The sequence below is a fragment of the Protofrankia symbiont of Coriaria myrtifolia genome (assembly GCF_900634755.1).
Taxonomy (GTDB): Bacteria; Actinomycetota; Actinomycetes; order Frankiales; family Frankiaceae; genus Protofrankia; species Protofrankia coriariae.
Map to the genome: position 1 here is coordinate 1 of NZ_CAAAFS010000187.1, position 10220 is coordinate 10220.

A 10220-nucleotide genomic window follows, 5' to 3' on the forward strand; every position below is an offset into this window, starting at 1 on the left:
CGGCCCGACCTTCCGCCCCCGCCGCCTGGAGATCCCCGACGTCGGTACCGGCCTTGGCACCGCCGGGCGGCGCTCCCGGGCCCGCACCCGTCACGGCGCGGTGGTCACCGACTCACCGGAGGCCGCCGGCCTGCACCTGCCGGCGACCCTGCGGGCGGCCGCGCCCTGGCAGCGGGCCCGCGGACGCCGCGGGCCGGGGCTGCTGCTGCGGCCGTCCGACCGGCGCGGCGCTGTCCGGGAGGGACGCGAGGGCAACCTGGTGCTGTTCGTGGTGGACGCCAGCGGCTCCATGGCCGCCCGCGCCCGGATGCGCACGGTCACCACCGCCGTGCTCTCCCTGCTCCTGGACGCCTACCAGCGCCGTGACCGGATCGGAATGATCACCTTCCGGGGTGCCAGCGCCGAGGTCGTCCTGCCGCCGACATCGAGCGTGGAGGTGGGTGCGGCCCGGCTGCGTTCCCTGCCGACCGGCGGGCGCACCCCGCTCGCCGCCGGGCTCACCCGCGCCGGGCAGGTGCTGGCCGCCGAACGCCGGCGTGACCCCGACCGGCGCGCGCTGCTGGTCGTCGTCACCGACGGGCGGTGCACCACCGGCCCGGATCCGGCCGCCGCCGCGCACGCGCTGGCCCGCGCCGGGGTAGCCAGCGTCGTCGTCGACTGCGAGAGCGGCTACGTCCGCCTGGGCCTGGCCGGGCGGCTGGCCACCGCCCTCGGTGGCACGACCGTCCCGCTGGCCGCCCTGTCGGCAGCCGGCCCGGCGGTCGCCACCGGCCCCACGGTCCCCGCCGGTCCCGTGCGCCCGATACGGCCGGCGGGATCGGGCTCCGCCCGGTTCGGCGGGCCCGCCGAACCGACCGTTGGGCCGACAGCTCCCACCCAGCCCGGGAAGGTGGCCTGAGGGATGCCGCAGGGACAACCGGCCGTGATACCCGACGACGGCCTGACCACCCGGGCCCGCCGGGACCGCCCGCTGCTGATCGTCCACACCGGTGACGGCAAGGGGAAGTCGACCGCGGCGTTCGGGCTGGCCCTGCGCGGCTGGGCGCAGGGCTGGCCCGTCGGGGTGTTCCAGTTCGTCAAGTCCGCGAAGTGGCGAATCGGGGAGGAACGGGCGCTGCGCACGCTGACCGCCACCGGGGAGGGCGGCACGGTCGCCTGGCACAAGATGGGCGAGGGCTGGAGCTGGGTGCAGCGCCGCATCGACCCGGACGCCCAGCCCGCCGACGCCGCGCGCGAGGGCTGGGAACAGATCCGCCGGGACCTGGCCGCGCAGACCTACCGGCTCTACGTCCTCGACGAGCTGACCTACCCGCTGAAGTGGGGCTGGCTCGACGTGGCCGAGGTCGTCGAGACGCTGCTCACCCGGCCCGGGCGCCAGCACGTCGTCATCACCGGCCGCGCCGCGCCACCACAACTGCTCGACGCCGCCGACCTGGTGACCGAAATGACCAAGGTGAAGCACCCGATGGACGCCGGCCAGAAGGGCCAGCGGGGGATCGAATGGTGAGCGGCCCCGGCATCGTCCTGCCCCGGCTGCTGATCGCGGCCCCGGCCAGCGGCGCGGGCAAGACCACCGTGGCGACCGGGCTGATGGCCGCCCTGACCGCCCGCGGCCTGCGGGTCTCCCCGCACAAGGTCGGCCCGGACTACATCGACCCGAGCTACCACGCCCTGGCCACCGGCCGCCCCGGGCGCAACCTCGACGCCGTGCTCTGCGGCGAGGAACGCATCGGCCCCCTGCTCGCCCACGGCGCCCACGGCGCCGACATCGCCGTCGTCGAAGGGGTGATGGGCCTGTTCGACGGGGTGTCGGTGCCGCGGCCCGGCCAGCCCGCGGACTTCGCCTCGGCCGCCCATGCGGCCCGGCTGACCGCCACCCCGGTCGTGCTGGTCGTGGACGCGTCCGCCGCGGGCCGCTCGGCCGCGGCCGTGGTGCACGGCTTCGCCACCTGGGATCGGCGGGTGCGCCTGGCCGGTGTCGTCTTCAACCGGGTCGGCTCGGCCGGCCACGAGCGCCTGCTGCGGGACGCCGTCGCCGGCCTGCGCATCCCCGTGCTGGGGGTGCTGCGCCGGGACGACACTGCCGCGGTGCCCTCGCGGCATCTCGGGCTGGTGCCGGCGGCCGAGCGGGCGCTGGCCGCGGCCGAGGCGGTCCGGGCGCTGGGGGCGCTGGTCGCCGCCTCCTGCGATCTCGACGCCGTGCTCGCGCTGGCCCGCTCGGCCCCGCCGCTGGACGTCCGCCCCTGGACACCGTCGGACGCCGTGGCCGAGGCGACGGCCAGGCGCGGCGGGCCTGCCGGCCGGCGGCCGGTGCGGATCGCCGTCGCGGGCGGGTCCGCGTTCACGTTCGGTTATGCCGAACAGGTCGAGCTGCTGCGCGCCGCCGGGGCCGAGATCGCCACCGTCGACCCGCTGCGTGACGAAAAACTTCCGGACGGCACCGACGGGCTGGTGATCGGCGGCGGGTTCCCCGAGGAGCACGCCGCCGCGCTCGCGGCCAACGCGCCGCTGCGGGCCGAGGTGGTCGCGCTGGCGCGCCGGGGCGCGCCGATCGTCGCCGAGTGTGCCGGCCTGCTCTACCTGGCCCGCTCCCTCGACGGGCATCCCATGTGCGGGATCCTCGACGCGGACACGACGATGGGGCCACGTCTCACTCTCGGTTACCGCCAGGCGGTAGCTGTCTGCGACAACCCGGTCGTCACCGCCGGTACCGTGGTGACCGCGCACGAGTTCCACCACACGTCGGTCGTCACTGCCGCCGCCACCGTTCCCGCCGGGGACGTGCCCCGGCCGGCCTGGCGGGTCGACGACCGGACGGAGGGTTTCGTACACGGCAACGTGCACGCCTCCTACCTGCACCTGCACTGGGCCGGCGTGCCCGGGGCGGCCCGCCGGTTCGTCGCCACGGCCCGCGAAGCAAGATCGTCCGGACCGTCCGCGGCAGATGTTTCGGCTCCCGCGGCAGCCGCCGCCGCTCCCAGCGCGGGACGGCCCGCGGGAGGAGCGCGATGAGCGGCGGGAACGTCGAGGGCGGTGAGGGCGGCGGCACCGTGCCGGTCCGCGGCCGGCTGGTCGGCGTCGGTGTCGGCCCCGGTGACCCGGATCTGGTGACAATCCGGGCCGTGCGGACGCTGGAGCGGGCCGACGTCGTGTTCGTCCCGGTCAGCGAGGGGCTACCGCCGCCGGGCCGGGCCGAGGCGACCGTGCGCGCGCACGTCACCCACGACCGGATCCGCCAGGTGGCGTTCCGGATGACCGGCGACGCCGACTACGACGCCCCGGCGGTCACCGTCAGCCAGGCCCTACGCGAACACCCCACGGGCAGTGTCGCATTCGCCACGATTGGTGATCCGAACGTCTACTCGACCTTCACCACGCTGGCCGCCCGGGTCCGGGCACTGTTACCGGAGGTCACCATCGAGACCGTCCCCGGCATCATGGCCATGCAGGATCTTGCCGCCCGCTCCGGCACGGTGCTGGCAGTGGGCACCGAGACCGTGGCGCTGCTGCCGCTGACCGCCGGGGTGGACGCCTACCGCCGGGCGGTGGCCGACCACGACACCGTGATCGCTTACAAGGGCGGGCGCGCGTTGCCGCAGGTCCTCGATGTGCTGGCCGAGGCCGACCGGCTGGCCGGCACGCACGGCGCGGCCGTCTACGGTGCCTGCACGGGCCTGCCCGAGGAGGACATCCGCCTCGCCGCCGACCTGCCCCGCGACCAGCCTGGCCCCTACCTGTCCACGGTGATCTCGACGCGGCGCCGGCAGTGGCCGGTATGACCGCCCGCCCACCCGGGCGGGTCACGTTCGTCGGAGCCGGCCCCGGGGCCGCGGACCTGCTCACCCTGCGCGCCGTCCGGGTGATCGGCGAGGCGGACGTGGTCATCTGGGCGTCCTCGCTGGTGCACCCGGACGTGCTCACCCATGCCCACAGCGACGCCGAGATCGTCGACTCGGCCGGGCTGCCGCTGGAAGGCGTACACGAGATCTACCGGCGGGCCGCGGGCAGCGGGCTCGCGGTGGCCCGCATCCACTCCGGTGACCCGGCGCTGTGGGGGGCGCTGCAGGAACAGTTGGAGATCTGCGCCGAACTGGGGCTGGCCACCGACATCGTCCCCGGGGTCAGCAGTTTCACCGCGGCCGCCGCGGCCGTCGGGCGCGAGCTGACCGTCCCGCAGGTGGCCCAGTCGGTGATCCTGACCCGGCTTGCCGGCGGGAAGACCCCGATGCCGCCCGGGGAGGAGGTGGCCCGGTTCGCCGCGCACGGCACGACCATGGCGCTGTTCCTCTCGGCGGCCCGCTCCGGCCAGTTGCAGGCCGAGCTCACCGCCGGCGGCTACCCACCGGAGACACCCTGCGTGGTCGCCTACCGGGTGAGCTGGCCGGACGAGCTGATCGTGCGATGCGCACTCGCCGACCTCGCTGCCACGATCCGTGAGCACAAGCTGTGGAAGCACACGCTGGTGCTGGTCGGCCCCGCCCTCGCCGCCGGCGGGACCCGCTCACACCTGTACCACCCCGGCCACTTCCACGGGTTCCGCCGGGCCGACCGGACCGCTCGCAGCGCGCTGCGGACGACCCTGGGCGACTCCCGGCCCTCCTCTGTCCGTGACATTCCTGTCCGTGACGCTCCTGTCCGCGACGGTCCTCCTACGCCCGAGGAATCCCGTACCTCACAGCCCTGGCCCTCATCCGACTCACCGACGGATGCCCGCGGAACCGGGCCAGCATGATCATATTCGTTGGGGTGTCCCACGCAGACCGCCACGAAACCGTCCCGGGTGAGGCCGTACGGCTGGCGGCGATCGACAGGAACGGCCGTCCGCTGGGGAGAACGCGTCGGTGCGCATCGCAATGAACAATCATGATGACGGATGGTCACGATGACGGACGCCAGGACGCCGGGCCGGTCGGGCATCGGCCTGGTCGCGGTGACCGCCGCCGGCCGCGCGGCCGCCCGGGATCTGCAACGGTCCTGGCCGGACTCCCGCCACTACGACGGCACGGCCCGTGAGGCGCTCACCGCCGCCGTCACCGAATGCGCCGGGGTGGTCTGCTTCCTCGCGACCGGCGCGACCGTCCGGCTGCTGGCCGGCGGCCCGCACGCCGGCGGCCTGCTCACCGGCAAGGACAGCGACCCGGGGGTGGTCTGCGTGGACGAGGCGCGCCGGTGGGCGGTCGCCCTCGTCGGCGGGCACTCCGGCGGAGCCAACGACCTTGCCGAACGGGTCGCCGCCACGCTCGGCGCGACCGCCGTCGTGACCACTGCCAGTGACGCCGCCGCGGTCCCCGCCCTCGACTCATTCGGCGCCGACATCGGCCTGCGCGTCGAGCCCGGATCACGGCTCGCCACCGTGGGCACGGCGCTGCTCGCCGAGGAGCCCGTGACCCTGTACACGGACGCGGTCTGGCCGCTGCCGCCGTTGCCGGGAACGGTCCGGCCCGCCGATCTCACCGATCTCACTGGCCGGACCGGACCCGCCGATCATCCCGTTCCCGCTGGTCCAGGCACCCTCGGTGACGCCGCTGAACCCGACGGGAGCAGTGCGCCGGCCACGCCGGTTCCGCCGGATCGGCCGGCGGCGTCCGCCATCGTGATCACCGATCGGGTCGTCGCGCCGCCGGCGCCCGCGGTGGTCTACCGGCCGCCCAGCCTGGTCGTGGGGGTCGGCGCGAGCCGGGGCGTGCCCGCCGACGAGATCATCGGCCTCGTCGAACGCGCGCTGGCCGACGCCGGGCTGTCACCGCTGGCCGTGCGTCACCTCGCCACCGTCGAGGCCAAACGGGACGAGGCCGGCATCGTCGCCGCCGCCCGCGCGTTCGGCTGGCCGCTGGTCGTGCACCCGGCCGCGGCGCTCGCGGCCGTCGACGTCCCGCATCCCTCCGAGGTGGTGCGGGCCGCGGTCGGCACGCCGAGCGTCGCCGAGGCGGCGAGCCTGCTCGGCCCCGACGGGGGCGGCACATCCACCGGCACCGCCGAGCTCGTCGTGCCCAAACAGGTGAGCGCGCACGCCACGGTGGCGGTGGCCCGGCACCGTCCCCGCGGCCGGCTGGCCATCGTCGGCCTCGGCCCGGGCGACCGGGACCTGCTCACCCCACGTGCCGCCCGCGAACTCGCCCGCGCCAGCGTGATCGTCGGTCTGGACCAGTACCTCGACTCCGTCCGCGACCTGATCCGGCCGGGCGCGCGCGTGCTCGCCAGCGGCCTCGGAGCGGAGGAGGCACGCGCCGGCGCGGCCGTGGATGCCGCCCGCGCCGGTCACGCGGTCGCGCTCATCGGCAGCGGGGACGCCGGCGTCTACGCGATGGGCAGCCCGGCACTGGAACGGGCCGACGGATCCTTCGACGTGGTGGGCGTCCCGGGGGTGACCGCGGCGCTGTCCGCCGCGGCGCTGCTCGGCGCGCCGCTCGGCCACGACCACATGATGATCAGCCTGTCGGATCTGCACACCCCCTGGGACGTGATCGAACAGCGGGTCCGGGCGGCGGCGCGGGCCGACGTCGTCGTCGCGTTCTACAACCCGCGCAGCAAAGCGCGGACCTGGCAGTTGCCGCGGGCGTTGACGTTGCTGGCCGCCCACCGTCCGCTGTCGACCCCGGTGGGTATCGTCACCGACGCCTTCCGCCCGGCCCAGCAGGTCACCGTCGCCACGATCGGGGAGCTGACCGCCACCCCGGCGCCACGGCTGGAGCTGGTCGGCATGACGACGACGGTGGTCGTCGGCAGCACCCACACCTGTGTCGTGGCCGGGCACGTCGTCACCTCGAGGGGGTACCGGTGGAGCTGACCGACCAGGCCCGGGCCGCGTGTGGCGGCCCTGCCCGCACGCTCCACCGGTCGGGGAGAACCGTTGGCACGCCGCCGTCGCCACCGCTGTCGATGCCGGCCGTGTCAGTGCCCGCCGTGTCCAACGCACCGCTGCATGAGGGGCTGAACCCGTGACGGACCCAGGCGCAGGATCGGATGCGGACCTGAACGTGGCCACGGCCGCGGATGTGGCCACGAACAGTGGCATGGACGGCGCTCCGCCCGCGTCCGCGCTGTTGATCGTCGGGCATGGGACCCGCAGCGCGGCCGGGGTGGCGCAGTTCCAGGAGTTCGTCGAACGGGTCCGTGAACGGGCCGACGGGACGCCGGTGGACGGCGGGTTCATCGAGCTGTCCCGCCCGCCGGTGGCCGACGCGGTGGCCCGCCTCGTCGACGCCGGCCACCGGCGGCTCGCGGTGGTACCGCTGACCCTGGTCTCCGCCGGGCACGCCAAGGGCGACATCCCCGGCGCGCTCGCCCGCGAACGCGCCCGCCATCCCGGTCTGCGCTACACCTACGGACGCCCGCTCGGCCCGCATCCGACGTTGCTGACGGCGCTCGACGAGCGGATCGACGCGGTCTACCCGCACGCCGAGCGGGCGAAGGTGATTGTGCTGCTGGTCAGCCGGGGCTCCACCGACCCGGACGCCAACGCCGAGATCGCCAAGGTCGCCCGGCTGCTGTGGGAGGGACGCGGGTTCATCGGTGTCGAACCGGCGTTCATCAGCCTGGCCGAGCCGGGTGTGCCGGCCGGCCTGGAGCGCTGCCGCCGGCTGGGGGCGTACCGGATCGTGGTGGCGCCCTACTTCCTGTTCACCGGCGTCCTGCCGGAGCGGGTGGTCAGTCAGGCCACCGCCTGGGCCGCCGAACATCCCGACGTCGACGTGCGCTGCGCGGGCCTGCTCGGCGACAGTGACGCCCTGGTGGACCTGGTGTTCGAGCGCTTCGCCGAGGCGCTGGCCGGGGACATCCGGATGAACTGCGACACCTGCCTGTACCGGATCGCGCTGCCCGGCTTCGAGCACCGGGTGGCCGCCCCCCAGACCCCCCACGACCATCCGGACGATCCCGCGCATCCCCACGGACACCACCACCACGATCACCATGACGACCGCGGCCACAGCCATGACCACGGTCAGGTCGGTGATGGCCACGGTCACGGCCATGGTCACGGCCATGGTCATCACCGGCATGTATCCCGGACGCTCTGAACGGCCGGCGTCCGTATCCGACCCGGCCACGGCCCGGCCGGGGTCGTTCGCGGCTACCGCGCCCGGCGGTCGACGAGGACCTGTGCGGGCACGGGCGGATCGTAGGTGGTCACCACCACGTCCCAGCTACGCCGGGCGGACGCGTTCAGGTTGATGTCACGCCGGGTGGGCAGCCGCAGGATATGGAAGTCGCCGCCGAACAGTTCGTGCACGAACGGCGTGTCGCTGTTGGTCATGGTGACGAAAACCCCCCGGTTGGCCGCGCGACGCATCGCCCTGTAAAGCCGCACCTGGTCGTCCGCCCCGAACTGGCCGGCGGTGTACCGTTTGAAATCGGCCCAGCCACCGAGTGGTACGTACGGCGGGTCGCAGTACACCCAGTCACCCGTTTCGGCGTCGTCGATCGCCTGCTCGAAGTCGGCCACTCTGACAACGGCGCCGCTCAACGCCCGGGCGGCCCGCAGAAATGTCGTCCGATTGTAGTAGGGACGGTCGTAGGCGCCGTACGGCGTGTTGAACTCGTTGCGACAGTTCACCCGCCACAGCCCCCGGAAACTCGTCTTGTTGAGGTAGACGACCCGGGCGGCCCGGTCGAGGTCACTGAGATCCTGGGGACGCTGCCGGCGCACGTGTTCGAAGTGTTCGGGCGTGTTGGGCATCTCGTCGAGCCGCGCCATGACCGGCTCCGGATCCTCGGCGACGACCCGGAAACAGACGACGAGCTCCTCGTTCGCGTCGGAGAGAACGGCGCGGCCGGGCCCCAGTTCGAAGAACACCGCGCCGCTACCGAGAAAGGGCTCCCGGTACGCGCCGGTGAACTCCGGCGCCAGCCCCACGAGCACGCTCGCATATCGGGTCTTGCCACCAGCCCACTTCAGAAACGGCTTCTCGGCGGGGATACGGCTCGTGGTCCGCAGACCCGTCGGCTGCACCCGTCAAGACTACATGTTCCGTGCGACAGGGCCCGACGGCGCTCCGCGACCCACGGTTTCACCTCGACGATCTTCGCCGTGTACCCACGAACCGCGGAACCCGGGCTCTACCACAGCGTGCCCTGATGTCGGAAATCCGACATCGCGTGCGAGCTCTAAGCGGAAGATCTGATTATTTTCAGTAAAAAATTCGATCGACCGGTTCGGATCAAGGCTTGCCGGTGATCCCTCGGTCACAAGGGTGACATCGACGGGATGACATCTTCGGGGACGTCCTCCCCATGGCAATCATGAAGCACCGGGAATGCAGTGATCGCTGGGGGTGGGCGCGCCCACCCCCAGCATGCTCCGACGCGCCGGAGGCATCCGTCCAGGCCAGGCCACTCCGATCGTGGCCGGAGGCGACTGATCCGGACCGTCAGCTGTGAAACGGCCCTGTCAGCACGGCCGCAAACACCACCGTCATCGAATCCGCGACACCAGAAAGATTCGAACAGATGATCATCATAAATCGTTCGGCGCAACCGGGTCGAGGTCTGGTCGACGGCGCTCATGGCGGTGACTCTCCGCCATGGAAAGGAATTTCCCTGCCTGGGCGAGCGACGTTGGACCACGTTGCAGTTCTCGCGTACGGAGACATCCTCGAGTACCTTCGCAGAAGTGCTGGGGCTGCCTTCCGGCATGTCAGATAAACCGCGGGTGACAGAACGACGCGAATCCGTGGGTCAACATTCCTGGTGCGTTGGTCGACATCGGTGCGGCCGCCGACGGCACAGTGTGGGGCGTGAACGCCGCCGGTAATATCTACCGCTACACCGGAGACCAGGACGGGTAAGGACCCGCCAGCCACATCACGTGCGCTCTCCCCGGTCCGTGCACGGACCGGGGAGAGCGCGATCCGCCATCTCGACATCCAGCCGAACATGATCCAGAGATGGATGCATTCGCACGGCTGAGATAATAATCATTATCATGGCCAATACCGGGCGAGCGGTTCCGCCGATCGGAGGGCCCGTCCGCCGGAGGAGAGCGAAGCGGAAAGTTGCATATCCGATGGCACAGGTCGGAACGCGCCCGGACATCACCACGGATGTGCTTCAGGTAAGGAGGAGCTGGGAAGGGGAGATGGTCAGCGGGAACGGCGCGGTGACCGTCAGAACCTCGTCACCGTGGACTGTGCCGACCTCGAAGTACTCGGCCCCGGTGAGCGCGAGGGTGGTGATCGAGGGGCTGTCGGTGTCGACGATCCAGTAGTGGGCAATGGCGCTTA

The 10220-nt window shown here is 72.8% G+C and carries 8 protein-coding genes and 1 pseudogene; 8 read left to right on the forward strand and 1 reads right to left on the reverse strand.

Annotation, left to right across the window (positions count from 1 at the left end; all coding sequences use genetic code 11):
* From CM1CMNOD_RS10715 to CM1CMNOD_RS10745, 7 genes are all read left to right on the forward strand, one after another.
* The coding region (locus tag CM1CMNOD_RS10715; protein ID WP_131773970.1) for a vWA domain-containing protein at positions 1-898 on the forward strand (898 nt) is incomplete at its 5' end.
* 3 nt (positions 899-901) lie between these two features.
* Positions 902-1507, forward strand: a complete 606-nt coding sequence (gene cobO, locus CM1CMNOD_RS10720; protein WP_013873666.1) for a cob(I)yrinic acid a,c-diamide adenosyltransferase — start codon at positions 902-904, stop codon at positions 1505-1507.
* The gene (locus CM1CMNOD_RS10725) at positions 1501-3012 is read left to right on the forward strand and encodes a cobyrinate a,c-diamide synthase (protein ID WP_013873667.1); all 1512 of its coding nucleotides are present in this window, start codon (positions 1501-1503) and stop codon (positions 3010-3012) included. The genes cobO and CM1CMNOD_RS10725 overlap by 7 nt, the downstream gene beginning before the upstream one ends.
* Entirely contained in the window at positions 3009-3779 is a 771-nt protein-coding gene (cobI, locus tag CM1CMNOD_RS10730; protein WP_013873668.1) for a precorrin-2 C(20)-methyltransferase, read from the forward strand. Before CM1CMNOD_RS10725 ends, cobI begins: the two co-directional genes overlap by 4 nt.
* The gene (gene cobM / locus CM1CMNOD_RS10735; protein ID WP_013873669.1) at positions 3776-4732 is read left to right on the forward strand and encodes a precorrin-4 C(11)-methyltransferase; all 957 of its coding nucleotides are present in this window, start codon (positions 3776-3778) and stop codon (positions 4730-4732) included. Before cobI ends, cobM begins: the two co-directional genes overlap by 4 nt.
* Positions 4733-4882: 150 nt before the next feature.
* Positions 4883-6787: a precorrin-3B C(17)-methyltransferase gene (gene cobJ, locus CM1CMNOD_RS10740; RefSeq protein ID WP_013873670.1), complete on the forward strand. Its 1905-nt coding sequence runs from the start codon at positions 4883-4885 to the stop codon at positions 6785-6787.
* Positions 6788-6977: 190 nt separating this feature from the next.
* On the forward strand, positions 6978-8018 hold the full coding sequence (locus tag CM1CMNOD_RS10745; protein WP_241245633.1) for a sirohydrochlorin chelatase: 1041 nt from the start codon (positions 6978-6980) through the stop codon (positions 8016-8018).
* A gap of 53 nt (positions 8019-8071) precedes the next feature.
* Here CM1CMNOD_RS10745 and CM1CMNOD_RS10750 read toward each other — a convergent pair whose 3' ends face one another.
* A complete protein-coding gene (locus tag CM1CMNOD_RS10750) occupies positions 8072-8950 on the reverse strand; it encodes a DNA adenine methylase (protein WP_013873673.1) in 879 nt (292 codons plus the stop codon).
* A 727-nt stretch (positions 8951-9677) separates the two neighbouring features.
* Here CM1CMNOD_RS10750 and CM1CMNOD_RS23035 point away from each other — a divergent pair.
* Positions 9678-9785, forward strand: a pseudogene (locus CM1CMNOD_RS23035) (tectonin domain-containing protein); the annotation flags it as partial.
* Positions 9786-10220: the final 435 nt, after the last annotated feature.